The organism is Paraburkholderia sp. 40 (genome assembly GCF_050434105.1).
In the GTDB taxonomy this organism is placed as follows: domain Bacteria; phylum Pseudomonadota; class Gammaproteobacteria; order Burkholderiales; family Burkholderiaceae; genus Paraburkholderia; species Paraburkholderia tuberum.
Genome location: NZ_JBNPVY010000002.1, coordinates 1,648,719 through 1,675,449, shown reverse-complemented (window position 1 = coordinate 1,675,449; position 26,731 = coordinate 1,648,719). Strand labels below are relative to the sequence as shown.

22 protein-coding genes and 1 pseudogene are annotated in these 26,731 nt (G+C 66.3%); 9 read left to right on the top strand and 14 right to left on the bottom strand.

All coding sequences use genetic code 11. From position 1 onward, the window contains the following. Window positions 1–9: 9 nt before the first annotated feature. Window positions 10–1,428, bottom strand: a complete 1,419-nt coding sequence (locus OKW28_RS09050; protein ID WP_429444893.1) for a DUF1254 domain-containing protein — start codon at window positions 1,426–1,428, stop codon at window positions 10–12. Between the two features lie 344 nt (window positions 1,429–1,772). On the opposite strand from OKW28_RS09050, the gene OKW28_RS09045 reads away from it, so the two are divergent. The 3 genes from OKW28_RS09045 (at window position 1,773) to OKW28_RS09035 (ending at window position 7,320) form a co-directional block, all read left to right on the top strand. After that, window positions 1,773–2,420 (top strand): FMN-binding negative transcriptional regulator, encoded by a 648-nt coding sequence (locus tag OKW28_RS09045; protein WP_429444891.1) that lies wholly within the window; start codon window positions 1,773–1,775, stop codon window positions 2,418–2,420. Window positions 2,421–2,515: 95 nt separating this feature from the next. Continuing rightward, window positions 2,516–5,152 (top strand): heavy metal translocating P-type ATPase, encoded by a 2,637-nt coding sequence (locus tag OKW28_RS09040; protein ID WP_429444889.1) that lies wholly within the window; start codon window positions 2,516–2,518, stop codon window positions 5,150–5,152. A 194-nt stretch (window positions 5,153–5,346) separates the two neighbouring features. Next, complete coding sequence (locus tag OKW28_RS09035) at window positions 5,347–7,320, top strand: methyl-accepting chemotaxis protein (RefSeq protein WP_429444887.1); 1,974 nt, start codon at window positions 5,347–5,349, stop codon at window positions 7,318–7,320. A gap of 44 nt (window positions 7,321–7,364) precedes the next feature. Here the strand turns inward: OKW28_RS09035 and OKW28_RS09030 are convergent, their stop codons facing one another. After that, entirely contained in the window at window positions 7,365–8,018 is a 654-nt protein-coding gene (locus OKW28_RS09030) for a glutathione S-transferase family protein (protein WP_429444885.1), read from the bottom strand. 229 nt (window positions 8,019–8,247) lie between these two features. Between OKW28_RS09030 and OKW28_RS09025 the strand changes: the two genes are divergently transcribed. After that, window positions 8,248–9,687 carry a polyhydroxyalkanoate depolymerase gene (locus tag OKW28_RS09025; protein WP_429444883.1) on the top strand — a complete coding sequence of 480 codons (1,440 nt, stop codon included), beginning with the start codon at window positions 8,248–8,250 and terminating at the stop codon, window positions 9,685–9,687. Between the two features lie 37 nt (window positions 9,688–9,724). Here the strand turns inward: OKW28_RS09025 and OKW28_RS09020 are convergent, their stop codons facing one another. The 6 genes and pseudogenes from OKW28_RS09020 to OKW28_RS08995 all read right to left on the bottom strand — a co-directional run. Continuing rightward, window positions 9,725–10,336 (bottom strand): flavin reductase family protein, encoded by a 612-nt coding sequence (locus tag OKW28_RS09020; protein ID WP_429444881.1) that lies wholly within the window; start codon window positions 10,334–10,336, stop codon window positions 9,725–9,727. A 110-nt stretch (window positions 10,337–10,446) separates the two neighbouring features. Further along, window positions 10,447–11,322, bottom strand: a complete 876-nt coding sequence (locus tag OKW28_RS09015; RefSeq protein ID WP_429446902.1) for a 3-hydroxyacyl-CoA dehydrogenase family protein — start codon at window positions 11,320–11,322, stop codon at window positions 10,447–10,449. Window positions 11,323–11,536: 214 nt separating this feature from the next. Next, window positions 11,537–11,851: a hypothetical protein gene (locus OKW28_RS09010; RefSeq protein ID WP_429444879.1), complete on the bottom strand. Its 315-nt coding sequence runs from the start codon at window positions 11,849–11,851 to the stop codon at window positions 11,537–11,539. Window positions 11,852–12,345: 494 nt separating this feature from the next. Next, entirely contained in the window at window positions 12,346–12,504 is a 159-nt protein-coding gene (locus OKW28_RS09005; protein WP_429444878.1) for a hypothetical protein, read from the bottom strand. A 163-nt stretch (window positions 12,505–12,667) separates the two neighbouring features. Next, window positions 12,668–14,038 carry a hypothetical protein gene (locus tag OKW28_RS09000; protein WP_429444876.1) on the bottom strand — a complete coding sequence of 457 codons (1,371 nt, stop codon included), beginning with the start codon at window positions 14,036–14,038 and terminating at the stop codon, window positions 12,668–12,670. 281 nt (window positions 14,039–14,319) lie between these two features. Next, window positions 14,320–14,475: pseudogene (locus OKW28_RS08995) on the bottom strand (MgtC/SapB family protein); the annotation flags it as partial. Window positions 14,476–14,749: 274 nt separating this feature from the next. Between OKW28_RS08995 and OKW28_RS08990 the strand changes: the two are divergent. Further along, on the top strand, window positions 14,750–15,883 hold the full coding sequence (locus OKW28_RS08990; protein ID WP_429444874.1) for an AGE family epimerase/isomerase: 1,134 nt from the start codon (window positions 14,750–14,752) through the stop codon (window positions 15,881–15,883). 303 nt (window positions 15,884–16,186) lie between these two features. Continuing rightward, on the top strand, window positions 16,187–16,390 hold the full coding sequence (locus OKW28_RS08985) for a cold-shock protein (RefSeq protein ID WP_018424088.1): 204 nt from the start codon (window positions 16,187–16,189) through the stop codon (window positions 16,388–16,390). A 132-nt stretch (window positions 16,391–16,522) separates the two neighbouring features. On the opposite strand, the gene OKW28_RS08980 is transcribed toward OKW28_RS08985, so the two are convergent. Next, window positions 16,523–18,145: a methyl-accepting chemotaxis protein gene (locus OKW28_RS08980; protein ID WP_429444872.1), complete on the bottom strand. Its 1,623-nt coding sequence runs from the start codon at window positions 18,143–18,145 to the stop codon at window positions 16,523–16,525. A 282-nt stretch (window positions 18,146–18,427) separates the two neighbouring features. Between OKW28_RS08980 and OKW28_RS08975 the strand changes: the two genes are divergently transcribed. Beyond that, a complete protein-coding gene (locus OKW28_RS08975) occupies window positions 18,428–18,862 on the top strand; it encodes a PaaI family thioesterase (protein WP_429333103.1) in 435 nt (144 codons plus the stop codon). Window positions 18,863–18,949: 87 nt separating this feature from the next. Here OKW28_RS08975 and OKW28_RS08970 read toward each other — a convergent pair whose 3' ends face one another. From OKW28_RS08970 to OKW28_RS08955, 4 genes are read right to left on the bottom strand one after another with little or no spacing between them, the layout of a single operon-like run. Continuing rightward, on the bottom strand, window positions 18,950–19,798 hold the full coding sequence (locus OKW28_RS08970; protein WP_429444871.1) for an ureidoglycolate lyase: 849 nt from the start codon (window positions 19,796–19,798) through the stop codon (window positions 18,950–18,952). Window positions 19,799–19,850: 52 nt separating this feature from the next. Beyond that, entirely contained in the window at window positions 19,851–20,594 is a 744-nt protein-coding gene (locus OKW28_RS08965; protein ID WP_429444869.1) for an SDR family oxidoreductase, read from the bottom strand. Between the two features lie 33 nt (window positions 20,595–20,627). After that, on the bottom strand, window positions 20,628–21,458 hold the full coding sequence (locus OKW28_RS08960; protein WP_184073095.1) for an amidohydrolase family protein: 831 nt from the start codon (window positions 21,456–21,458) through the stop codon (window positions 20,628–20,630). A gap of 7 nt (window positions 21,459–21,465) precedes the next feature. Further along, on the bottom strand, window positions 21,466–22,506 hold the full coding sequence (locus OKW28_RS08955) for an aldo/keto reductase (RefSeq protein ID WP_429333105.1): 1,041 nt from the start codon (window positions 22,504–22,506) through the stop codon (window positions 21,466–21,468). Window positions 22,507–22,766: 260 nt separating this feature from the next. Here OKW28_RS08955 and OKW28_RS08950 point away from each other — a divergent pair, with 260 nt between their 5' ends. Continuing rightward, complete coding sequence (locus tag OKW28_RS08950; RefSeq protein ID WP_090808230.1) at window positions 22,767–23,552, top strand: IclR family transcriptional regulator; 786 nt, start codon at window positions 22,767–22,769, stop codon at window positions 23,550–23,552. 113 nt (window positions 23,553–23,665) lie between these two features. Next, complete coding sequence (locus OKW28_RS08945) at window positions 23,666–24,211, top strand: hypothetical protein (protein WP_429444867.1); 546 nt, start codon at window positions 23,666–23,668, stop codon at window positions 24,209–24,211. A 42-nt stretch (window positions 24,212–24,253) separates the two neighbouring features. On the opposite strand, the gene OKW28_RS08940 is transcribed toward OKW28_RS08945, so the two are convergent. Continuing rightward, entirely contained in the window at window positions 24,254–26,704 is a 2,451-nt protein-coding gene (locus OKW28_RS08940; protein ID WP_429444866.1) for a GNAT family N-acetyltransferase, read from the bottom strand. Window positions 26,705–26,731: the final 27 nt, after the last annotated feature.

Here is a 26,731-nt window from a genome sequence, read left to right as displayed (position 1 = left end):
CCGTTCACATCATTGCCGCACGACCGGGGGTGGCTGCCAGCTGCCGTCGGTGGCTTGCGGCTTCGGCGCATACAGGCGTAGCACCAGTTGCATGTCCGCGCGCGGTGCGGGCAGCCAGTTACCGGTCCGGCTGCGCGTCGACGACACGACCACGTCGAGCGAACCATCGCGATTGCGGCGCGCGCCATTGCGATCGCCAACCGCGAGCCGCGTCGGCGCGTTCTCGCTCAGCGCGCCATCCTTCGTATACGCGGTGATCGTCCAGAAACCGCGCACCGGCGGCAGCTGGTTCGCCGCGAAGTGGATCACATAGCGATTCGCGCCGTTCAGCGTGTTGCCGTCGCTGTCCTGCGTGACGAACGCGCGTACTTCGTCGTCCTTCGTACCGAGGCCCAACTGTGTGCTCGCCGCATACGCGCGCAACCCATAGTCGGGACCGTAGTTGCCGACGGCATCGCCGAACCAGCTCCAGCCGTTCGCGCTCAGCAGATTCGACGGCGGCGTCGCGACGCGATCGCGACCGTCGGCGAGACCGGCCGCGAGCGCATCGGATGACTCCGGCAGCTTCACAGGATCGCCCGGCGTCACGCCGAGGTCGGCGAGAAATTGGAGCGCGTGCGGATCGGCCGGTGTCGGTGGATTGTCAGGCAACGCGTCGGCGAGACGGCCGAAGAAGCCGCTCGCGTCGAGCGCGGTGACCTGCTGCGCCGGCGTGCCGCTCGGGCCCGCGACGCCGCTTGCGTAACCGCGCGGCGGCACCGCCGGCTCCGCGTCGCCGACGAACACGCTCAGCGGCTCCAGACGGATCGCGTGCTGCAGCTTGCGCACCGCGTTCAGATCGCGCGCGCCGTTCGACTGGATGCGCACGCTGATCCATGCGTTGCGTGTCGGCACTTCGACGCGCTTTGCGCCCTTCGGCAGCTCGCCCTTCCAGCCCGGTGCGACGAACGCGATCGTCTGCGCGCGCAAGCCCTTCGCGGTGCCCGTGCCCGCGGCGAACTGCGGCCCGGTCGACCACGCGACGTTGGTCCACATGTCGAGCACGCGAGCATCGACGTAACGGCCATGCGAATCAGGTAGCGCCAGGATCACCGGCTCGGCGGCAAGGTCGAGCCAGCCGGTCGAGTCGAGCGTGTCGAGGCTCGGCTGCGGCGGATTGGTCGCGCCGATCGGCGGCAGCGCCTGCGCGTGACGCAGCGTGTTGAAAGGCGCCTGACCCGGCTCGGTGCCGACCGCCGCATCGCGCGCGGCGCTCATCAGCACGAGCGGATAGCCGAATACGTAGGAGTCGGCGACTTCGTCCTTGATCCAGCCGGTGCGTTGTTGCGTCGCGGTGGGGGTCGACGCGCAACTGGCCAGCAGTGCCAGACCCGCGAGCGACGCGCAGGTTCGTTGAAGCAAAAACAGTTCTCGGAGATTTTTTATCATTCGTTCAGAGTGCGGAACGTGCAGTCCTATGGGGGATGCCGGTGTGCAGCGCCTGGTGCATGCGCGGTTCTCCCGAAACACTGCGCAGCGAGTCCGCGGATTGCGATTCCGACAACACCGCGTTGTATCGTATCCTTGCTAGCCAGGCAAGCACAAAGCAGGGAATTGTGGCTCACAGCGCGCAGGCGCGTCACCGATGTGACAATCGGCGTCGCTGTCACATTATGTTCCCGCGCCAACGGCTCGCGCGAGCGCGCCATGCTTTTTTGATTCGCGCATTCGTCGATCCGCCAGTTGAGCCGTTCGCCTCCACTCTTTCGTCGTCCTGCATTCGGAATACTTCAATGTACATGCCCGCCCATTTCGAAGAGAACCGTCCAGAGGTTCTTCATCGCCTGATCGCCGAGCACCCGTTCGGCGCGCTGATTACGCACGGCCCCAACGGGCTCGATGCGAATCATCTGCCGTTCGAGGCCCAGGCGGATGCGGCGGATTCGTCACGTCTGGTGCTGCGCGCGCACGTCGCGCGGGCGAACCCCGTCTGGCAGGAAGCCGCGACCCATCCCGAAGCGCTCGCGATCTTCCAGGGGCCGACCGCCTATATTTCCCCGAGCTGGTATCCGAGCAAACACGAAACGCACAAGCAGGTGCCGACCTACAACTATATGGTCGTGCATGCACATGGCAGGATCGTGGTGCATGACGATGAATCGTTCGTGCGCGGTCTCGTCGCGCGACTCACGCGCGAGATGGAAGCCGGCGAGCCGGTGCCATGGAAGATGGGCGACGCGCCCGCCGACTACATCGCGCAGATGCTCGGCGCGATCGTCGGTATCGAGATCGAGGTAACGCGGCTCGTCGGCAAATGGAAGCTCGGGCAGAACAAGGCGGCCGAAGACCGGCGCGGCGCCGCGCAAACGCTGCTCGCGCGCGACGGCGATCAACAGAAGGCGGTGGGACAGGCGATGCTCGATGCGCCGCCGGCGTTCTGACGACGGCCGCATAATCCGGCCTTGACCTTCCCGTCATGGGAAGGTCAATACTGGATTCACGATGCGGCCCAATGCCGCCACGAGCCTCGCCTGCCATGACCGCACTTGCCAACCCGCAGCGCCCCGCCGACGCTGCCGCTTCTTCTTCGCCCACGCGCGTCGTCGAACTCGACATCGGCGGGATGACTTGCGCGTCGTGCGCGAGCCGCGTCGAGAAAGCACTGACCAAGCTGCCGGGAGTGGCGCGCGCGTCGGTGAATCTCGCGACCGAGCGCGCCCGCGTGGAAAGCGACGCGACGCTCGGGCCTCAGCAACTGGCCGATGCCGTGCGCAAGGCCGGATACGAAGCGACGCCGGTCGCGAACGCCGAGCTTGCCGCGCCAACCGCGACGCAAACCGCGACACCCGCCGCCACGCCGGGAACCATTGAACTGGAGATCGGCGGCATGACCTGCGCAGCCTGTGCGTTGCGCGTCGAAAAAGCGCTCGCGAAGGTGCCTGGGGTCGCGCGCGCGTCGGTCAATCTGGCGACCGAAACCGCCACCGTTCATCCACAAGGCACCGCATCCGCCGATACCGGCGCGCTGATCGCCGCCGTCAGGAAAGCTGGCTACGAAGCGACGTTGAGCGCGCCGCCCGCTGCTGCCGCTCCAACCAGGACAACGGCAGCTATCGCCGCGTCCGGCGACGAAAGCGACATCCTCGACACGACCCACGCCCCCGTCGTCGACCGCAAGCGGATTCAAACCCGCCGCGACCTCGCGAGCGTCGTTGCGTCCGCGCTGCTGACGCTGCCGCTCGTCGCACCGATGTTCGGCGAATGGTTCGGCCTCCACGCGATGCTGCCAGCCTGGCTGCAATTCGTGCTCGCGTCGATCGTGCAGTTCGTATTCGGCGCGCGCTTCTATCGCGCAGCCTGGCGCGCGGTGCGCGCCGGCGCGGGTAACATGGACCTGCTGGTTGCGCTCGGCACATCGGCGGCGTACGGCATCAGCGTCTACGAACTCGCGATGCATCCGGGCGACACGATGCATCTGTACTTCGAGGCATCGGCGGTCGTGATCACGCTGGTGCGCTTCGGCAAGTGGCTCGAGGCGCGCGCCAAGCGCCAGACCACCGACGCGATCCGCTCGCTCAACGCGCTGCGCCCCGAGCGAGCGCGCATCCGCGACGGCGCCGGCGAACGCGAGGTGCCGCTCGCGCAGGTGCGGGTCGGCACCGTCGTGATCGTGCGGCCGGGCGAGCGCGTACCGGTCGACGGCGCAGTGCTCGAAGGCCGCACGCATATCGACGAAGCGCTGATCACCGGCGAAAGCCTGCCGGTGCCGAAACAGACCGGCGACGCCGTCACGGCCGGCTCGATCAACGGCGAAGGCGCGCTCGTAGTGACGACCACCGCGATCGGCGCGGAGACGACGCTCGCGCGCATCATCCGGCTCGTCGAAAGCGCGCAGGCCGAGAAGGCGCCGATCCAGCGGCTCGTCGACCGCGTCAGCGAAGTCTTCGTGCCGGCGATTCTCGCGCTCGCCGCGCTGACGCTGATCGGCTGGCTGCTCGCCGGCGCGGGCGCGGAAACCGCGATCCTGAACGCGGTCGCGGTGTTGGTGATCGCCTGCCCGTGCGCGCTCGGCCTCGCGACGCCCGCCGCGATCATGGCCGGCACCGGCGTCGCCGCGCGCCACGGCGTGCTGATCAAGGACGCGCAAGCGCTGGAAATCGCGCATCGCGTGTCGATCGTCGCGTTCGACAAAACCGGCACGTTGACGCTCGGCCAACCATCGGTAACGGCGTTCGAGCCGGTCGTCGGCTTGAGCCGCGACCAAGCGCTCGCGCTCGCGGCGGCGGTGCAGCGGCATAGCGATCATCCGCTCGCGCGAGCGGTGATGCGCGCGCACGAGGCTCAGCTCGGGCAAATGGCCGGCGAACACGAGGGCGGGCCAGGCGCCACCGCCGCTCGCGCCGTCGCCGGCCGGGGCGTCGAAGCCGACGTCGACGGCCGCACGCTCGCCCTCGGCAGCACGCGCTGGCTGCGCGAGCTCGACATCGCGCTGCCGACCGCGCTTGCCGCGCGCGCGCAGGAACTCGAAGCGGCGGGCAACACGGTGTCGTGGCTGATGACGCGCGCGCCTCACGCCCCCGAAGCGCTCGCGCTGATCGCGTTCGGCGACACGGTGAAGCCGACCGCGCGCGCGGCCGTCGCGCGGCTCGCGCAGATGGGCATCCGCAGCGTGCTCGTGACTGGCGACAACCGCGGCAGTGCGGCGAGCGTCGCGCGGGCGCTCGGCATCGACGAATTCCACGCCGAGGTGCTGCCCGACGACAAGGCCCGCGTGATCCGCGACCTGAAGATGCGCCACGCCGGCATCGTCGCGATGGCGGGCGACGGCATCAACGACGCGCCCGCGCTCGCCGCCGCCGACATCGGCATCGCGATGGCGAGCGGCACCGACGTCGCCATGCATGCCGCCGGCATCACGCTGATGCGCGGCGACCCGGCGCTCGTCGCCGACGCGATCGACATCTCGCGCAGAGCCTGGCGCAAGATCCAGCAGAACCTGTTCTGGGCATTCGTCTACAACCTGATCGGCGTTCCGCTGGCCGCGTTCGGCTTGCTGAATCCGATGCTCGCGGGCGCGGCGATGGCGTTTTCGAGCGTCAGCGTCGTCACCAATGCGTTGTTGTTGCGGACGTGGCGAAGCGCGCCCGGCCGAACCGTCGATCCGGTGCGCTGAGCAACGCAGCAACACCTTCCGCATTCCGCCTCGTCCCTTTTTCGGGGCCCGTTTTTTGTGGCCCCTTTCAGCCTATTACGGGCGGCTTTCAGTCGCCCTAAAGCTGCCGTCTCCCGAGCCGTAAACCAGTAAATCGATGCCGTTCGCGGCCATGCCCGACGCGCGCGTCGCCTGTCCCCTTTTCACGCCTGCCCATGAACTTTCTCTTCTTGCGCCGCGCCAGCGTCGGCGCGCGGCTTGCCGTGCTCTCCTGCGTGCTGGTCGCGTTGATTATCAGCACCTTCGCGTGGGCGCTCGCGCGCGCCGCCGGCGACCAGGTGCGCGACCAGGTGCTCGCCCGCATCGCCGAAAAAGACCGCTCGATCGCGGCGATGATAGAGCTGTTCGACAAGGCGCTGTCGGCCGAAGTCGATCGGTCGATGGCGCTGTTCGCGAGCTTCCTGCCCACCGACTTCTCGCTCGACGACACGCAGAAAGTCGACATCGGGAGCACCGCGACGCCGACTTTCAAGGCCGGCGGCAAGGTGCTGAATCTCGACTTCACGATTCCCGACCAGTTCCTCGAACGCAGCGGCGCGGTCGCGACCGTGTTTGCGCGCAGCGGCGACGACTTCATGCGCGTGACCACCTCGCTGAAGAAGCAGGACGGCACCCGAGCGGTCGGCACGCTGCTCGACCGCAAGGGGCCGGCGTATGCGCCGCTGCTCGCGAACCGCTCGTACACCGGCCTCGCCATGCTGTTCGGCAAGCGCATGATCACGCAGTACCGGCCGATCGCCGACGCGAGCGGCCGCGTGATCGGCGCGCTGTTCGTCGGCGTCGACGTGGACAAGGAGATCCAGTCGGTCCAGGACGGCATCCACGCGCTGAAGATCGGCGCGAGCGGCTATTACTTCGTGCTCGACGCGTCGAGCGGCGCGGAGCGCGGCAAGCTGCTCGTGCATCCGGCCGCCGCGGGCGAGAAAGCCGACGACGCCAACGCGCCGTATCAGCGCATGCTCGACATGAAGCAGGGCGAGCTCGACTACCGCTCGGCCGACGCGACGCTCGGCGAGAGCGACGCGCGCGACAAGTTCGTGTCGTTCGTCACGGTGCCGGAGTGGCAGTGGCTCGTCGGCGGCGTCGCGCCGCGCGACGAAGTGATGGCCGAGGTCGTGCGCACCCGCAACGCCTTCATGCTGCTCGGCCTCGCGCTGGTCGGCCTGTTCGCGATCGTGTTCCTCGTCGCGGTGCGGCGGCTCGTCAGCCGTCCGCTCGACGAAGCCGCGCGTGCGTCGGAGCGTCTCGCCGCGGGCGATCTGAGCGTGCGCGTCGCGCAGCACGGCCGCGCGCGCGCCGACGAGATCGGCCGCCTGATGCTGGCGATCGACGGCATCGGCGAAGGCCTCGCGCGCATCGTCGCGCAGGTGCGCAACGCGTCGGCCGACATGTCGGCGGGCACCGAGAAGATCGCCACCGGCAGCGGCAACATCGCGATGCGCATCGCGACCCAGGCGAGCAGCCTCGAAGAGACCGCGGCGAGCATGGAGCAGATCACGTCGACCGTGCAGCAGAATGCCGATCACGCGACCGAAGCGAACACCCTCGTCACCCACGCCGCCGACGCCGCGCTCGAAGGCGGCCGCGCGGTCGAGCGCGTGGTGTCGACGATGGGCGAGATCGGCCGCTCGTCGCAGAAGATCGCCGAGATCACGACGGTGATCGAGGGCATCGCCTTCCAGACCAACATCCTCGCGTTGAACGCGGCCGTCGAAGCGGCGCGCGCGGGCGAGCACGGCAAGGGTTTCGCGGTCGTCGCGTCGGAAGTGCGCGCGCTCGCGCAGCGCAGCGCGGCGGCGGTGAAGGAGATCGAGGGGGTGATCGCGGTGTCGAGCGCGAACGTCGACAGCGGTTTTCGCATCGCCGAAGAAGCGAGCGCGACGATGCAGGGAATCGTCACTCAGGTCGGTCAGGTCCGCGCGATCATGAGCGAAATCAATGTCGCGTCGCGCGAGCAGTCGGGCGGCATCGAGCAGGTCAACCTGGCGGTCACGCAGATCGGCGAGGCGACGCAGCAGAATGCGACGATCGTCGTCGATGCGGAAGCCGCGGCGGCCGAGTTGCGCGAGCAGGCTGCGCGGCTCGCGCAACTGGTCAGCGTGTTCAAGCTCGAAGGCGAGCGCGGCTGACGGATCTGCTTGATGCGGACGGCCGCGGACGGCGGCCGCCGCGCTCAGAACTCGACGTCCAGTTCATCGATCTCCTCGACCTCCTGACGCGCGAGCGCGATCCACTCGCGCATTTCGGGCAGCGCCATGATGCGCTGCCCGTATTCGACCATATCCGGATCGAGTTGCACGTCATAGGTCACGAAACGCGTAACCACCGGTGCGTACATCGCGTCTGCGGCGGTCCGCTCGCCGAACAGGAACGGGCCGCCGTACTCCTTCAGACATTCACGCCAGATCGTCACGATCCGCTCGATATCCGACTGCGCGCGCGCCCATACCTTGAAGCCCGGGAAATGCGCCTTCAGGTTCATCGGCAGCGCCGAGCGCAACGACGCAAACCCCGAATGCATCTCGCCGCAGATAGAGCGGCAATGCGCGCGGGCGCGGATCTCGTGCGGCAACAGCGCGGCTTGCGGTTTCAGCTCGTGCAGATATTCGGCGATCGCCAGCGTGTCCCAGACCTTGACGCCGTCGTGCACGAGGCATGGCACCAGAATCGACGGCGACAGCAGCAGTAGTTCTGCGCGCGTCGCGGGGTCGTCGATCGGCACCACGATTTCTTCGAACGGCAAGCCGCTGAACTTCGTCAGCAGCCAGCCGCGCAGCGACCACGACGAATAATTCCTGCTGCTTATCGTGAGCGTAGTATTTCCCATACGTGTGTCCTCCAGATCGGGCATCGCGCCGCGCGTGCCTGCACCCATGCACGCCGCGGTGCGCGCGCGCACCAAAGCGCGGCAAGGCCGGCCCATTTCGCCTATGCACGCAAGTGATATGCCGACCCACGCAGATATGACGCGACACAGGGGGCAACGCGCGCCAGCGCCTGGCGCATCACTTGCTTTTATTCGAGTTCCTGGCTTTCTGGCGCATTCGAGTGAAAGTATGAATCTGTTCGCCTATCCCGCCTATCAGGCCTGCGCCGACCTGCTGCTACCGCTGCGGCACGGCGCGGCGCTGGCGAACCGTTCGCTCGATGCGTGGTCCGCATTCGCGGCTACGCCGCACGGACGCTCGCTGCGCGCGACGTGCGAACTTCTCATGCTCGGCGGACTCACGCCGAAGCGGCCGCCGTTCGGCATCGGCAGCGTCGTCACCGAAGGCGAGCCGGTCGCGGTGGTCGAGGAAGTCGTCGCGCGCACGCCGTTCTGCTCGCTGCTGCATTTTCGCAAGGACGCCGTGCTTTCAACGCCGCAGCCGCGCGTGCTGATGATTGCGCCAATGTCGGGCCACTTCGCGACGCTGCTGCGCGCAACCGTGCGCACGATGCTGACCGAGCACGACGTCTATATCACCGACTGGCACAACCCGCGCGACGTGCCGCTCGGCGAAGGCCGCTTCGGCTTCGATGAATTCGTGCGCCACGTGATCGACTTCACCGCAACGATCGGGTCCGGCACGCATCTGCTCGCGGTCTGTCAACCGACCGTCGCAGCGCTCGCCGCCGTCGCGCTGATGGCGGCCGACGACCATCCCGCGCAGCCGGCCAGCATGACGCTGATGGCCGGCCCGATCGACACGCGCATCAATCCGACGCGCGTCAACGAACTGGCCAGGAGCCGGCCGATCGAGTGGTTCGAGCGCAACCTGATCAGCGCGGTGCCGTTCGGGTTTGCCGGCGCGCATCGTCGCGTGTATCCGGGTTTCGTGCAGCTGGCCGCGTTCATGGCGATGAATCCGGGCCGCCACGCCGACTCGTTCGAAACGATGTACTACGAGCGCGGCAAGGGCGATCCGCGGAAAGCCGACACGATTCGCACGTTCTACGAAGAGTACTTCGCGACGATGGATCTGACCGCCGACTTCTATCTGGAGACCGTCAACACCGTGTTCCAGCAGCATGCGCTGCCGTTACGCGCGCTCGAAGTCGAGGGGCGTCTGGTGGAGCCGTCGAAGATTCGCCGCACCGCATTGCTGACCGTGGAAGGTGAAAAGGACGATATCTGCGCGGTCGGTCAGACGCTCGCCGCGCAGGACATGTGCGATCGTCTGCGGCCGTATCTGAAGACGCATCACGTGCAAACGGGCGTCGGCCACTACGGCGTGTTCAGCGGACGTCGCTGGGAGCGGGACATTTATCCGCGCGTGCGGGCCGTGATTTACGACAATGAACCGCGCGCGGTGCTCGTCAGCTCGCGTGCGCGCCCGATCCAGCCGGTGCCCGCGGCGATTGCGGCGGAAGTCACGGCGGCCGCGCCGGTCGCGGCTGCGGTCGTCGAGGTTGAAGTGGATGCGCCCGTGGGCGGGAGCGGGAGCGGCAACAGTGACTCCGCGGCAAAACCGTCCGCGCAGTCCCCACGCAAGCCGCCGCCGGTGACACCCTGAGCGATCCGCTAATCAGCGGAAGCTGCTGAGGGCGAGTTCAGGCCGTTGGCCGGATCATCTGGAACATCTCGCCGATCTGCGCATAGTCGGCGCGATAACCCGCGCGCATGATCGGCTGCGCGGCGTGCGTGTCGAACAGGCCGTCCTTCAGATACGCGTCGTCGATATGCACGCCGACCACCTGGCCGAGCGACAGATAGTTGTCCATCGGCTTGCCGTCGACATCGTGCAGACGCACGATCTGCAGCAGCTTGCATTCGAGCGCCGCCGGCGATTCGGCCACGTGTGGCACCGCCACGTTGCGGCCCGGCGCCGCCGTGAGCCCGGCCAATGCGAACTCGTCGACGTGCGGCGCGACCGGCGCCGACGAGCGGTTCATCTGCTCCGCGAGCGGCCGGGTGGCGAGATTCCAAACGAATTCGCCGGTCGCCTCGATGTTGGCGAGGCTGTCCTTGCGGCCCTCGCTGCTAAAACCGATGATCGGCGGAAAGGTCGCGAACGCGCCGAAAAAGCTGTATGGCGCAAGATTGAGCGTGCCTTCGGCATCGCGCGACGAAATCCAGCCGATCAGCCGCGGCGCGACGATCGCCTTGAAAGGATCGTGCGGCAGGCCGTGACCGGCGGCGGGGTCGTAGAAGTAGTGAGACATGAAGTGGCTTGGGGTTGGCTTGGAGTTGATTTAGGTTCGCTTGCGACGCGTGTGTCAGTTAGCGCGAAAAGCGGCGGAGTACCAGGCACGGAACGGCTATTTATACCGCACTAGCCGCGCCCGATCACGCGCTTGCGCCCTTCCTTTACCCGCGCGATGCGCGCTTCATCCCAGTCATGAAACCCAGCGCCGCTGCGCACGCCGACACGCCCCGCGTCGACCTGCGCGCGCAGCAGATCGATCACGTCCTCGTCTTTCGCGAGTCGCGGCATCAAATGCGACGCGATGTCGACGAAGGTGTCGAGTCCGCCCATGTCCGCGCCCTCGAATGGTCCGACGATGCCCCAGCGGCGTCCCAGCGAAGCTTTCATCACGCGATCGACGACCTCGGGCGTCGCTGCCCCCGAACGCACGATGTGCAACGCCTCGCGCAGCACCGCGAACTGCAGCCGATTACCGACGAAGCCCGGAATCGCCTTCGCGAGCACGACCGGCTCCATGCCGATCGCGCTCATCAGTCCGGCGGTTTGCTGGACGACTTCGGGCGCGGTCTCGGTGCCCGGCACGACCTCGACGAGCGGAATCATGTGCGGCGGGTTCCAGAAATGCGCGATCACGAAGCGTTCTTTCGCGCGCAGCGGGGTGGCAAGCTGGTCGGGCGGGAAGCCGCTGGTGTTGCTCGCGAGGATCGCATCATCGGCGAGCAGGCTGGTCAGCGTCGCGTAGAGGCGGTGTTTGAGTTCGAGCACTTCGGGAATCGCCTCGATCACGAAGCGCGCTTGCCCGATCGCATCGAGTCGCGCATTGGTTTCGATGCGCGCGAGCGCCGCCTGTTTGGCAGCATCGTCGATACGGCCCGCGTCGATCAGTTCGTCGAGCACGGCTTGCGCTTTCGGCGCGACGCTCGCGAGTCGCGCCGGATCAACGTCGTGAACGATCGTCCGGTATCCATGCAACGCGGCCTGCGTCGCAATGCCGACGCCCATCAGTCCCGTGCCCACCACCCCTATCGCTACATCCTGTGTCGTCTTGTCCACACGCGCTCCCGCTGCCGTCGATGAAAGCCCCGAAGCATAGCGCAGCACGCTGCGATACCACGGTCGGAGTCGCACGCCCAAATGCGACGAAGCCGGCCTTCCCCTCGAGGGAAGACCGGCTTCGTGGACTCACGCCGCCTGTTGCGGCGCCATCAGGCGCGCTTTAGTAGCGCGGGGGCGGCGGGCGGTGATCGTCGCGATCGCCGCCGCGGTGGTGCGGATCGTAGTCGCGCGGATGATGGCGCATCCACTCGTCGTGCTCCCAGTAGCGGTGGCCGTCCCAGTAACGATCGCCATGCCAGCCCATGTTGATCGACACGCCCACCGGCATCATATGCGGTTGGCCGTACACGACTGGTGCCGGACCGTGTTCGACGATCACGCGGTCTTGCGCGAATGCGCTACCAGCCGCGACGAGTGCGCCGCCCGCGAGCAGCGTTGCGATCAGCGAGCGCGATGCCTTGCCAAAGTTTTTCATAATGACCTCCCGTCAAAGTTTTATTCCAGGCCAGCGTCCGTGTTTGCTCGGATCGTGCGATTCGCTTCGTTCGCTTCGCTTGTGAGCCGAACCAGACGCCGTACGCTTGAGACTCACTTTAGCGGCCCGGATCGCGTGAAGACGTTAGCACTTGTAAGCGAGCATTTCATAGATGGGGCCTGATGATGGAAGCGCGGTGTCGCTTTCGCGCTTCATTCAACAAAGGCTTAGGGGCGATGCTTTCATTCGACTCGCTGAATCAGCGCGAAAGCTGGTTACATTCATTTCGGCCCCGAAATATTTCGCAAGGAGCCGGACAGACATGGGGGCCTGGCGCTGATACGTCTGTCTCGTTGCGCAATGGTGCATCGCGATAAGAGAGCCCCAAAAAACAAAAAGCCACGATCCGCGTTTCGCGAATAGTGGCCCAATGAGAAGCGCACTCGAGGTGCGCGCCCGGCGCGTTGTCGCGCGCTCGGGAGGTGCGGGTGGTTTTAGTCCGTCAGCTTGATGCCGAACAGCGTGGCCTGCGCGCGGCGCAGACGCTGTGCTTCACGGGCACGCGCTGCGTACGAATAGTCCGAATCCAGCGGCAGATGGGGCGACGCAAAGAGGTCGCTGACCTTTTGGAACAGTGCAAAGATGTAGCTCATGGCGACTCCCGGTTAGTGACTGCATTGCCAGGGTTTTCCCTTAGTCGCGATTATAGGGGTTTTCCCTAGGGAAAAGCTAGTGCAATGCAGCAAATTTTCGCTGCGGCGGGTTGCCTCGATGTCATTGGGCCGGGACGTGTTGCATGACGACAACGTCCCCGATTTAGTGACTCGGCGGGCGCCCGTGCGAAGCGCGAGCGTGCCGCGCGCGCGTCGGCGTCGCGCTGGGCTGTAGGGGCGCGGCGGGGGGTGCTGCGGTGGGGGTCGTGGCCGCGGGCGCCGACGCGGCGTTCACTGTCGCCGCATGCACGTCGAGCAGGCTCACCATCGCCGCTTGCTGGTTCTGCATCATCTGTTCGATGCGGTGTTGCTGCGCCGTCGTCTCGCGCGTGAGGCGCATCAGCAGCAGCGTCTGCGCGATGCCGATAGCCACCGTCACCAGCAGCGCACCGACCACGATCGACAGCATCCATTTCACGCGCCGCGAATGATCGGTCGCGGCGCGGCGTTGATCGGCGATCACGCCATAGAGCGCATCGACCGTATCGGCGAACGCGGTGGCACGCGCGCGGTCGAGTTCCGGCTCCGAGCGTAGTGCGGCGGCGGCCGCGTCGGTGCGGCGCGCGTCGCGCGAGGAAGTGGCGAATCCGGCGTGGTTGTCTGCGGACGAGGACCGGGGTGTCGTCAACTGCGCGGTGGCGGAGAGCTTGTCGTCCCGTTTCGTGGTCACGGCCTCTGGCGAGGCGGATTGTGTACGCGTCGCGGGCTCGTCGGCGGACTGGCTCATGCTACTGCCGTCGGTCGCAGCGGACGTTGCAAGCGAAGCCGGGGCGGTAGCAGCTGCAGCATCGCGCGATGCCGTCGCGGCTTTCGCGAACGTCGCGACGAAACGCTGCTGTGGCTTGCCCGCGCCCGCCGTCGCAGCCGACTCCGCTTCGGCCGCCTGGCGCAACGCGGTCACGCTGCGCGCGACGGTCGCGGCGGCCATCGCCGAGCTGAGCGGCGCGGATGGCTCACGCGACACTGCCGCGGGCTTGTCGTCGGTGTTTGCTGCGGCGTTCGGCGCTGAGCTGTCGGGGGCGCCGTTCGCGGGCTCGTTCGCGGGCTTGTTTGCAGACGCATCCGCAACCGCCATCACCGGCTCGACGTCAAACCCGCTCAACTGCCCGTTCACCGGCATCGACGCATCCAGCTTCGCCGCACGCGGTGCGCGGCGCGCAGTTTTGTCGAGCGACCCGTGCTCATCGAATGCGCCGACCGCCTGCAGCACCACGTCCGGCAGTTCGAAGCCGTGCAGCGTGCCTTGGCGGACGTCGATGTTCATCGCCTCGAGCGTCGCGCGGATCGGATCGTCGGGGAACAGGTCGAGCGTGCTGTCGTCGCGCGCGACGCCGCTCAGTTGCGCGAGGCGTTGCGCCGAGCGCGCCGCGCGCGCCAGCTTGTTTTCGGTTTCGGTGGAGACGGCGCCCTGGCGCTGCTTCTTCGAAGCGACGCGCGGGGGCATGGACTGCGGGGATGCTGCGGAATCTGCCATAGAGGAAAAAGCGGTCGTCGCCAGGAACGGGGCGCCGGATGCCGCTTGTCATTGCCATTGGAATATTTAGAGCCAGCATTGTCGCATGGCGCTCCGCCCGTGCCGAAGCCATTCCCCGACGATTTGCGCCCTTTCGCGTCGTCGCCCTGGAATTCCCGCACGCCCTGCCATTGCCGAAGCCGAGCGCAGGTCGACTCGTATTCCGCATTCGACACGCGATGCAGCGTGATGATCACTTCGTCGCACTCGTTCACATCGTCGCTTTGCTGCATCACGAATTACGCGGACACGATCATGATGAGCGCCGAGCCCACGCAGACCAACATGTGCGTGCGCAAGCCCGCCGCCCACGACAACCGCTCCCGCTCGTAGCCGATCACGCTGCCGAGCATCGCGGCCAGCACGAGACGGGAAATGAGTTCGAGATTACCGGGCATTGTTGTTCCTCCTTATCCGAAATGAGCGGCGGCGGCAGCTCAGTGCGCCTCGCGTTGCGCATTCCATGCGGCTCGTGCATCTGTCGCGCCTGATGCGTCTGTCGCCCGGTGTCGGCGCCGAGCATTTCGGATGCTTGACCCAAGGTGTCAGCGCGAGGCGTTTGCTTTATGCTAGGCCGCACACCACAGCAGTCTCGGCGAGCGGGATCCTGAAACGCCGCCCTGAACGCTGCCCCGACACACTGCGCGCGTTGCGCGCCCGAACCAACCGACGATGCCAAGCACGCCCCCTCCCCCTGCTTCGACGACCACCGCCGTGACCGCGCTGCGCGAGCACTTCGCGAACGTGGTGCTGCCGATGTGGCGCGGGCCCGGCTTCAATCACGCGTTGCAGCTGCCCTACGAAGCGCTCGACGCCACCGGAGGCGAGCCGCTGCCCGCGCAACGCTATCGGGCGATGGCATGCGCGCGGCAGCTGTTCACATTTGCACAAGCGGGCGACATGGAACACGCGGGCGTGCTGTTCGATTCGCTGACCCGCACCTTTCGGGACGCCGATCACGGCGGATGGTTCTACAGCGTCGACGCGCTCGGCGTGCCGCTCGACACCACCAAGGACCTCTACACGCACGCGTTCGTCGTGTTCGCTTGCGCGGAATACGCGCGGCGCTCCGACAACCTCGATGCGCTCAAGCTCGTGCACAGCACGACCGCGCTGATCCAGTCGAACTTCGCCGCCGACGGCGATCTGTTCAACGCCGCGCTCAACCTCGACTTTTCGAAGGTCACCGGCACGCCGTTGCAGAATCCGCTGATGCACCTGACCGAAGCGTGGCTCGCCGCCTGCGAGGCGACGCGGGACAACGTCTTCGGCGCCGCGTTGCGCCGCCTCGCTGGCGCGGTCGCGCGACACTTCGTGCATGCGCCGAGCGGCTGTATCGCCGAATTGCCGATCGGCGCGAGCGGCAACCGTCTGGAGCCGGGACATCAGTTCGAGTGGTACTGGCTGGTCAGGCAGGCGGGCGCGCTGTTCGATGGCACCGGGCTAACCGACGCGCTGGCGCGCGCCTTCACCTTCGCGCAGCAGCATGGCGTGAACCCGGACAACGGCGGCGTGTGCGCATCGCTCGACGAGGCTGGCAAGGTCAGCGACGCGAGCCAGCGGATCTGGGCGCAGACGGAATATCTGCGCGCGCTCGCCAGTCACGACGATCCTGCCGTGCGCGCGGCGCTGCCGCAACAGATCGCACGTTTTCAGCGATGCTTTTTGCATGAACACGGCTGGTTCGAATGCAAGACGTCGAGCGGCGAAATTGCACGTACGGACATGCCGTCAACGACGCCTTATCATCTGGCCACCGCCTACGCGGCGCTGCCTGTGGACGCCGAATTTCGAGCGGGAACTTAGCCGAATTTGGCCAGTGATAGATGAAGTTCAACGCTTGATCGTCTCAATAAAGTGCGGCACGCACGGACGAATGTCCGCCGCCGGGTCGCGAGAGAAATTTAGTGTCGCTGGTAAACCCTGGCGCAAAAAAAGCTCTCGTCAGACGTTCTCAAAGCGCGAAAAAACATCAAAACCGGGGAATACCCGGATGCAGGTTGATTGGCGTCTGTCATAAAGACGTGATACAACTCTCCCCTCGCGCTCGCTCTCGCCTTCGAGCAATTGCGGTCGCGATGCAATACACAACATTTATTTGGATCAAAAATGGCAACAGGTACTGTTAAGTGGTTTAACGATGCAAAGGGCTTTGGCTTCATCACCCCGGACGACGGCGGCGAAGACCTGTTTGCACACTTCTCGGAAATCCAGTCTTCGGGCTTCAAGTCCCTGCAGGAAAACCAGAAAGTGTCGTTCGAAGTCAAGCAAGGCCCGAAGGGCAAGCAGGCTGCGAACATCCAGCCGGTCTAAGTACCTTTGGGTACTTTGAGACAGACTTGGACGTCACGATAGGTGCCTCTACAGGCGCTTGCGTTTAATGCAAAATGGCTCGCTTTACGCGAGCCATTTTCTATTTCTGCGTCGTTTTCATGCGTCGCCGCTTTAAAGGGCGTGCATCCCGGTCAATGCGAAATCAGCATTTGCGACGGACATTGCTCCGCGCTGTTGCGTACGCAACACACTTTCAGAAATTTCGAACACGGAAACGGCCTGCTTCAGTTGCTCGGTTTGCTGATGCAGCGAAGCAGCCGCCGCCGCGGACTGCTCGACGAGCGCCGCGTTCTGCTGCGTCATCTCGTCCATCTGCACGACCGCCTGATTCACCTGCTCGATGCCGGTGCTCTGCTCGAGCGACGACGCGCTGATTTCGGCCATCATCTGCGTGACGCGCGAGATCGACGCCGACACATGACCCATCGCTTCGCCGGCGCGCTCGACGAGCGTCGAGCCGCCCTGAATCTCCGCGACCGATTCGCTGATCAGCGTCTTGATTTCCTTCGCCGACTGCGCGCTGCGTTGCGCGAGGCCGCGCACTTCGCCGGCCACGACCGCGAAGCCGCGGCCCTGCTCGCCCGCGCGCGCCGCCTCGACGGCGGCATTCAGCGCGAGGATGTTGGTCTGGAACGCGATGCCGTCGATCACCGAGATGATCTCGGCGATCTTGTCCGAGCTCTGCGCGATGCCGCGCATCTTGTCGACCACCTGATTGACGACTTCACTGCCGCGCGACGTCGCGTCAAGCGCGGTCTCGGCGAGCGCATTGGCTTCGCGCGCATGATCGGCGTTCTGGCGCACGGTCGCTGTGAGTTCCTCCATGCTCGATGCCGTTTCCTCGAGCGATGCCGCCTGGTTTTCGGTGCGCGCCGACAGATCGGCGTTGCCGGTCGCGATCTCGTTGGCGCCAAGATGGATCGAGTCGGCCGATTCGCGCACGCTCTTGACGGTGCGTGCGACGCTTGCCTGCATCGTCGCGAGGCCCGAGAACAGACGGCCGATTTCGTTGCTGCCGCGTGCGGCGATCGGTTGATCGAGACGGCCTTGGGCGATGCGCTCGAAGTGGCGGCCCGCTTCCTCGAGCGGTGCCACGACGCCGCGGCGCAGCGCCGTATAGACGGCGAGCGTGCCGGCGACGAGCACGAGCAAAATCACCACGCTGACGATGCGAAACGCCGCCACGCGCGCATCGATCGAATCGAGCGACGCGCGGCTCGCGGCGTCGCCGAATTGCCCGAAGTTGTGCACTTCCGCCAGATAGGCGTCCTGAAACGACTGCGTCGGCTGATCGAGGAAGGCCTGGATGTTGTTCGAGTCGAGATACTGCGCGAGCTCCGCGAGCGCGCCATGCAGCGTCTTGTAGCGTTCGGCGAGCGCGGCGGCGCGCGCGCTGTTTTCGTCGCTGGTCTTCTGCGCGCTCATGAAGGCCGCGAAAGACTGATCGGCGGCGGCGAGCTGTTCGCGAGCGTGCTGCACGATGTCCGTGGGCTCGGTGCCCCCGCGCACCATGCGCGTGCCGGCACGCGACAGGTTGATGCGCGCGTCCATCAGGCGCTGCGTCGTCTGGTTGACCGCGTCGACCTGCTTCAACGCGATGTTCGACAGATCGCCGACGTCGTCGTGCGTGCGCGTCAGTGACCAGAAGCCCAACCCTACCGTGACGAGCTGGAAGACGCAGAACGCGGCCAGAACACATAGGAGGCCGGATGCGACCTTGATCTTGCTGAACATCGTGGACACCTGGGAACAAAGGATGACGGGGGTACACCAGGGTTAACGGCAGGCCGATTGGCGGCTTGAGGCCAATTCCCGCAAAAAGCGCTCTACATGCGGGTTTCATCGTCGATCGTCGCGATTGCGGTTGTTTTGCGCAACAATGCGTCGCTGGTCGCGCGGAATCACCTTGCGCAGCGCAGCGGCACTTCCTAGAGTGGGTAGGGACCGCGTGACGCACGCCGCGCGGATGTTTTGTTGCACCGATGTACTACCCAGACCCTGCACGAAGGAACCACGATGACCGACCTACTCGACCGGGCGCGCGGCGCACTGCACGCCCAGCCGTTCAGCATGCTGCTAGGCGCGGAGTTGATGCACGCCGGCAGCGACGAGCTCACCTTGTGCCTGCCGATTCGAGATGAACTGCGGCAGCAGCATGGCTTCGTGCATGGCGGCGTCATCAGCTATCTCGCCGACAATGCATTGACGTTCGCTGGCGCGCTGTCGCTGGGTCCGAGAGTCGTGACCGGTGAGTACAAGATCAATTATCTGCGCCCGGCAGTGAAGGGCACGCTGATCGCGCGCGCCAGTGTGGTCTATGCGGGCAGGCATCAGGCGACCTGCCAGTGCAGCGTGTTCGTGATGGAGGGGAATCGCGAGAAGCTGGTGGCGGTTGCGCAGGGGACTGTGAATCGGATTGGAGAGAACGGGGAGCAGGAGGCGGGGGCTTAAAGCCGGGACGCCATGAAAAAAGCCGCTCCTGCGCGAAACAGGAACGGCCTTTCATTTCAGAGCGATATGACGGAAAGAGAAAGCGCGTTACTCCGCCGCGTAAGTCTTCTGCGTCTGCTCGCCCAGCCCTCCGATACCCAGACGCACCGTCTGCCCCGGCTTCAGAAACACCGGGTTCGGCTTCACGCCCATGCCGACGCCCGGCGGCGTGCCGGTCGAGATAACGTCGCCCGGCTGCAGGCTCATGCACTGCGACACATACGACACCAGCTTCGCGACACTGAAGATCATCGTCTTCGTGCTGCCGTTCTGGTAGCGATGGCCGTCCACTTCGAGCCACAGGCTCAGGTTCTGGGGATCGGCGACTTCGTCGCGCGTGACGACCCACGGGCCGATCGGGCCGAACGTGTCGAAGCCCTTGCCCTTGTCCCACGTGCCGCCGCGCTCAATCTGCCATTCGCGCTCCGACACGTCGTTGATGACGCAGTAGCCGGCCACGTGCTCGAGCGCGTTTGCTTCGTCGACATACTTCGCCGCCTTGCCGATCACGACGCCGAGTTCCACTTCCCAGTCGGTCTTCTTCGAACCGCGCGGGATTTCGATGTCGTCGTTCGGGCCGCTGATCGCGCTCGTCCACTTGTTGAAGATGACCGGTTCGGCCGGTACCGGCAGATTCGATTCCGCCGCGTGATCCGCATAGTTCAGGCCGATGCAGATGAACTTGCCGATCTTGCCGACGCACGGTCCAACGCGCGGATTACCTTCGACGACCGGGAGCGTTGCCGGATCGAGCGCGCGCAGTTTCGCGAGACTTTCATCGCCGAGCACAGCGCCGTCGATATCGCCCACTACCTTCGACAAATCGCGAATCTTGTCTTGCGCGTCGAGCAGGCCCGGCTTTTCCTGGCCTTTCGGCCCATAACGAAGCAGTTTCATCGTTGCACTTCCCTTTACGTTCAGTAGTGTTCGGTTCGTCAGTCAATCAGAATCAGTTCGACCATCCGCCGTCGATTACATGGAGTTGGCCCGTCGTGAACGACGACTCGTCGGACGCGAGATACAGCGCGAGCGCGGCGATCTCCTCCGGCTTGCCGATGCGGCCCATCGGCTGACGCGCGACGAAGGCGGCCTGCACCGCATCGAGCGACGCGCCCTGCGCCTGAGCCTGCGCGGCGATTCGCTGTTCGAGAGACGGCGAGGACACCGTGCCCGGGCAAATCGCGTTACAGCGTACACCACGCGTGACGAAATCCGCAGCGACGGACTTCGTCAACCCGACCACCGCGGCCTTCGACGCGCCGTACGCGAAGCGATTCGGCACGCCCTTCACGCTCGACGCCGCCGACGACATGTTGATGATCGAGCCGCCGCCCTTCTCCAGCATGGCCGGCAAGAACGCGCGAATCATACGGTACATGGCCTTCGCGTTGAGGTCGAACGCGAAATCCCAGTCCTCCTCGCTGCATTCGAGGATATTGCCCGAGTGTACGAAGCCCGCGCAGTTGAACAGCACGTCGATCGTGACGACTTCCGCGGCGAGCGCCTTGATCGCCGCGCCATCCAGAACGTCGAGCATGCGCGCCTCGACCGGCTTGCCGGCGAGTCCGTCCATGCGGATATCGGTGGCGATCACGCGCGCGCCTTCGCGCGCGAACAGTTCGGCGGTGGCGAGACCGATACCTTGTCCCGCCGCGGTGATCAGGGCCGTTTTGCCGGCCAGTCTTTGTGTCATCTACGACTCCAGTTGAATGGGCTGCTAACGAAATCAAAGCCGATAAAACGCGGCGGCGTTCTCGCCGAACACGGCGTCGCGCTCGGCGTCGCTCAACGACGCGACGAGCGTGGTCGCCACCGAATGCCAGAGCAAATAGTCGCCGTTCAGTTCGAGCACCGGCCAGTCGCTGCCCCACATCAGCCGCGCGGGACCGAACGTGTTCAGCAGATGCTCGACGTAGGGCCGCAGCGTGTCCTCGGTCCAGCCGGGCGAGGCCTCGGTCGCGAGACCCGACAGCTTGCAGTGCACCTGCGGCAGCGCGGCCAGCCGCGTGATCGCGTCGCGCCATACCGGGTAGCCCGCCTGGCCGTAGCGGATCGGCGGCTTCGCGCCATGATCGACAACCATGCGCAGCGCCGGAAAACGCTGCGCGAAGATCTCGACGTATTGCACGTGACGCGCGTAGATCAGCGCATCGAACGCGAGGTCGTGCGCGATCAGCGCCTCGATCGCCGGCGCGAGATCGGGGTTCGCGATCCAGCCGTCGTCGGGCAGATCCTGAAGCATCGGCCGCACGCCCTTGAACTTCGGCTCGCGCGCGAGCACCTCGATCAGATCGGGCGCGTTCGGCAACAACAGCGGCACCCAGCCGACCACGCCCGCGATCGACGGCTCGTGCCGCGCGATGTCGAGCAGGTAGCGGGTTTCGTCGAGCGTCGGCGCGGCCTGCACGACCACGGTCCGCTCGATGCCGGCCTGTTCGCGCAACGGCTTCAGATCATCAGGCCCGAACGGCCGGTAGAGGATTTTCAGCTCCGGCGTCAGCCACTCGTAGTCACCCCGCGCGGGGTCCCAGTAGTGCTGGTGAGCGTCGATCGGCATGGTCGGATCAGTCCTCGGGCGCGGGCGCACGGGGGTCGAGCAGGCCCGCGTCGCGCAATGCGGACCACAAGGCCGCGGGGATCGGCAGCTCGAACGACGCGACGTTCTCGCGCAATTCGTCGGCGCTACGCGCGCCGGTCAGCACGGTGGCGACCGCCGGGTGCGCATACGGAAACTGCAACGCGGCGGCGGCGAGCGGCACGTCATGCGCGCGGCATACCGCCTCCAGACGCGCGACGCGCTCGATCACCTCGGGCGGCGCGGCGCCGTAATTGAACTTCAGATCGCCTTCGACGCCCCGCGCCAGAATGCCCGAATTGAACGCGCCGCCGAGCAGGATGCTGACACCGCGCGCCTCGCAGGCGGGCAGCAGGTCGTCGAGGGTGGTCTGCTCGAGCAGCGTATAACGGCCCGCGAGCAACGCGCAATCGATATCGCACTCGGCCATCGCGTCGAGGATCACCGCGCCCTCGTTGACGCCGAGGCCGAGCGCCTTGATTGCGCCCGTCGAGCGCAGGCGCTCGAGCGCACGGAAGCCGCCCCCTTCGGTCAGTTGCCGCCAGTAGTGCGGATGCTGGTCGCCGTGCGTGACGCGACCGATGTCATGCACAAGCAGGACGTCGATATCGATGATGCCGAGGCGCTGCTGGCTGTCCTCGAACGAACGCAGAATGCCGTCGTGCGTGTAGTCGTAGATCGCTTCGAACGGCAGCGGATTCTGCCAGCCTTCGCGGTCGTCGAATGGCGACGTGCGCGGCACGAAGCGGCGGCCGACCTTGGTCGACAGCACATACTCGCCGCGCGGATAGTGGCGCAGCGCGGCGCCGAGCCGATGCTCGGCCTTGGTGTTGCCGTAGTGCGGCGCGGTGTCGAAGTAGCGCACACCCGCGTCCCAGGCGGCGGCGATCGTCGCTTGGGCCTCCTCGTCGGACAGGTCGCGGTACAGGCCGCCGAGCGGCGCCGTGCCGAGCCCCAGTCCGCTCACCTGCAACGAGCCGCGGCCGATACGGCGCCGCTGCCCGATTTTCGATACGATCGATGCCGACATGAGCGTGTCTCCAGATTTGTGGTCTTTTTACCATGCGGCGGCGAGGGCGCGGCGGTCACACTCCGCGCACCGCTTGGGAAGTGCATTCATTCACCAATGAACGTATTATTCATATTCGAATTTTTCCAAGTCAAGAAAACTACGCGGCGCGGATGCCTGGGTTTTCCCTGGACATAGGCCACCCAGTTCGCGAAATGCTACGCACTCGCCCGCGCACACCAGATAATAAGAACTCCACACCGAATTCTCCGACCCTCACGATGGACGCCGAAGACAAGGACGACGACCGCTATCGCGCCCCCGCGCTGGATAAAGGCCTCGATATTCTCGAGCTACTGTCCGAGCAGAAGGAAGGACTCACGCGCGCCGAAATCACGCGGCAGTTGGGCCGCAACGCGAGCGAGATGTACCGGATGCTCGAACGCCTCGTCGCGCGCCAATACGTGGTGCGCTCGGCGGCTGGCGACCGCTACTCGCTGAGCCTGAAGCTGTTCGCGCTCGCGCACCGTCATCCGCCAATGAACCGGCTGATCGCAGAAGCGCTGCCGCTGATGCAGCGTTTCGCCGACGCGGCCGAGCAGTCTTGTCACCTCGTCGTCTACGACCGCGGCAACCTGCTGGTGATTGCGCAAGTCGACGGACCGGGCACATGGGGCATGTCAGTGCGGCTCGGTTCGCGGGTCGGCCTGATCGACACCGGTTCGGGGCGCGTGATGCTCGCGTTCCAGAGCGTCGAGCAGCGCCAGCAGATGCTGGCGGAGCACACGAAGGTGAAGGGCGAAGTGACGCTCGATCTCGACGCGCTGGAGGAGGCCTGCGAGCGCATCCGCGCGGCGGGCTTCTGGCAGAAGGACAGCCAGCAGACCTTCGGCGTCACCGACGTGACGTTCCCGATACTCGCGCCGTCGGGACAGGCGAGCGCGGTGCTGACCTGCCCGTATCTGCGGCGGATCGACGAATACGTTGCGCCGACGCTCGAAGCGGCCACCACGCTGCTGCGCGACACGGTGCAGGCGCTGTCGATGTTCCGCGAGCAGGCGGCGTAATCGGTAAGCTGCGGGTAAGGTGCGCGGCGGCGCGCACGCGCACATGGTTTAGAATGGCGGCCCTTCCAAAATAACGCCGCATGACGGGCTCATGCGTGCGCATCGATTGAGCAATGGCCAAACTTCTGACCGATTCCGAATTCCAGCGTTTTTCCGAACTCCAGCAGAAGCAGTCGAGCTTCACGATCACCGCCGAAGAAGCCGACGAACTGCGCGACATCGTCGCCCACGCGCAGAAGCGCCGCGACGACCGCGCCGCCGCGATGCAAAGCATCGAGACCTTCATCCAGCAGTTCCACATCACGCCCGACGAGCTGTTTTCGCCCGAGCAGATCGGCGAAGCGGCGCGCACCTATGGCCTGATTCCGGCCGCGCGCAAGGAGCGCGTGCTGCCGCCGTCGCTGATGTTCAACGGCAAGCCGTACCAATGGACCACCCGTGCGCTGCCCGACGAAATTCGCGTGCCGCTGTTCGACGCGTTCAAGGGCGGTGAGTCGGTGAAAGCGTTCATTTCGACGCTGAAGGACGCGAACCGCTGCGCCGCGACGATCGCGCGGCTTGAACACGAAACCGGCGCCGTGTATGCGCAGGCATGGCTCGACGAGCTGTCGGTCACGCGCGCGCAGGTCGATGAGGCGGCACAGAAGCTGGCGGCGTGAGGCGGTGAAGCCATGCGTTGAGCGGCTCGCGACGTCAGCCGCTCAACGCGCCGGCTGGTTCTGCGCGGCGGACTTCGGGTCCGCCCCCGCCGTTTCGTCGAGCGCCATCCGGAAGCCGACCACACCGGGGTCATCGGTCCGCGTGATCGTGAAGCCGCTGGCCTTCGCGAGCGCGATCATCGCGGTGTTCTCGCGCAACGCTTCACCGATCAGCCAGTGCGTGTCGCGCGCCCGCGCGTACGCGATGATCCGCTGCATCAGCAACTGGCCGAGGCGCCGCCCTTTCTGATCCGAGCGCACGGTCACCGCGAATTCGGCCGTCTCGTTGTCGGGATCGGCCACCGCACGCACCACGCCGAGCGTCTGCGCGACGCCGTCTTCGTTGTCGACCGTCGCGATCAGCGCCATTTCCCGGTCGTAGTCGATCTGCGTCATGCGCGCCAGTTGCGAGTGGTCGAACGCGCCGACTGAACCGAAAAAACGCAGCCGCAAATCTTCCGGCGTCATCGCCTGCACGAACTCGCGATGCGCGTTTTCGTCTTCGGGGCGAATCGGCCGCACCGTTACACGCATCCCCTGCCAGTCGATCGTTTCCTCGAAGCGGCGCGGATACGGCACGATCGCGAGACGGCTGCGCTGCGCGCCGAGCCGCAACACGGGATCGACCACCGTCACGCGGTCCCGGTAGACCCTGAGCTTCAACGACAGGCCGACGATCTCGCGCACGTCGCAAACCGCTTGCGACACCGCCGTCAACGCCGCGAGCGTAGGCTCCGGCGCGACCAGCCTCGCGTAGTGCGAACGCGTGACGATGTCGCGCGCGAGCATCGGATTGAGCGGCGGCAGGCCGTACACGTGCAACCCGCTGGAAACGCCGTCGATCGGCGGTGCGGCGAAGCGGAACACGGGGCCGAAGTTGTCGTCGTCGTGCAGTTCGACGGCGACGTCGACGATGGGTTTTGCGGCGCCGTCGGCATCGGCGCCCGACGCATCGGCGCCCGACGCGTGGGCGCCCCCTCCTTCCGCGCCCTCCACCCGCAACCCGAACCGCGATAGAAACCGCGCTGCCGCCGCCCCGGCAAGCTCGCTCGCGCCCGCCGCCAATGCTTCGCGAGCCTGCGCCTGGGCGGCGTCGATCGACTCGGGAATCTGCGCAGGCAGGCCTTCCGGCGTTTGCATCAGCAGTTCGCGGCCCAGCCGGTAATCGACCAGACGGGCGAAGGCGCGCGCGAGCCGCTGCGGCGTCGTGTGCACCGGGATGCCCTGCGCATGCAGCGCGTCGCGCCTCGTCGCATCGACACCGCCGAAAAAGCACGCGAGCAGCCCGCGATACGCAAAGCGCTGATGCTCGATCAGCGCCTGCGCGACGTCGTCGACGGGCGCGCCATGCGTCGATGCGTGCACCACGACGGCGGTGCCGGTCTCGCGATACTCGCCGAGCAGCTTTAGGGCGGTGCCGAAGTGCTCAGGACGCGCGCCGTCGCCGAGCAGCAGCGGATTGCCGCCGACCGCGAGCGGCAGCGCCTCGCGCAGCGCGTCCGACGCCGCGGCCGGCCACGGCGCGAGCAGGCCGCCAGCGGCGGTGAACGCGTCGCGCGCGAGCGTCGCGAGACCGCGGTCGCTAGTGATCAGCGTGGCGGTGGCGCCCGCCGCCACGCGGCCGACGCCGAGCGTTTCGATTTCGTCGAGCAGATCGTCGAGCGCGTCGACGCGCACGAGGCCCGCGCGCCGGAACGCGGCTGTGTAGAGACCGTCGGCGGGATCGTCGCGGCCGGAGCGCAGCGCGAGCACCGGCTTGTTGCGCGCCGCCGCGCGCGCGGCCGACATGAACTTGCGCGCCGCCCGCACGCTGTCGAGTTCGAGCAGGATCGCGCGGGTGCCGGGGTCGCTCGCGAGGTAATCGAGCACGTCGCCGGCATCGACGTCGGCCTCCGCTCCGAGCGCCACCGCGTGCGAAAAACCGAGCCCGCGCGCTCGTGCCCAGCCGAGCACTGCGTTGGTCAGCGCATTCGACTGCGACACCCACGCGACACCGCCCGCCTTGACCGTGCACGACGGCGCGCCCAGATGCGCGCCGAGCGCCGGCGACACCACGCCGAGACTGCCGGGTCCGACGATGCGCAACAGATGCGGCCGCGCCGCCGACAGCGCGTGCCGCAGCTCGAGCCGGTCTTCATCGCTGCGCACCTCGCCGACGATGATTACGGCGCGCGTGCCCATGCCACCGAGCTTATGGATCAGCGAGGGCCACGTCGCGGGCGGCGTGCAGATCACCGCGACGGTGGGCGCCTGCGGCAGATCGCCGACGTCGGGAATCACCGGGTGGACGCCGAGCGTCGCGTGCTTCGGATTGACCGGCCACAGCGGGCCGTCGAAGCCGCCTTCCAGCACACGCGCCCAGACCATCGCGCCGGTGCTGCCCGGCCGCTCGGACGCGCCGATCACGGCGACGGATTTCGGGCGAAACAAGGCGTCGAGGTTGCGAACGGTCACGGGCGCACCATGCGGTTGGACAGGAAT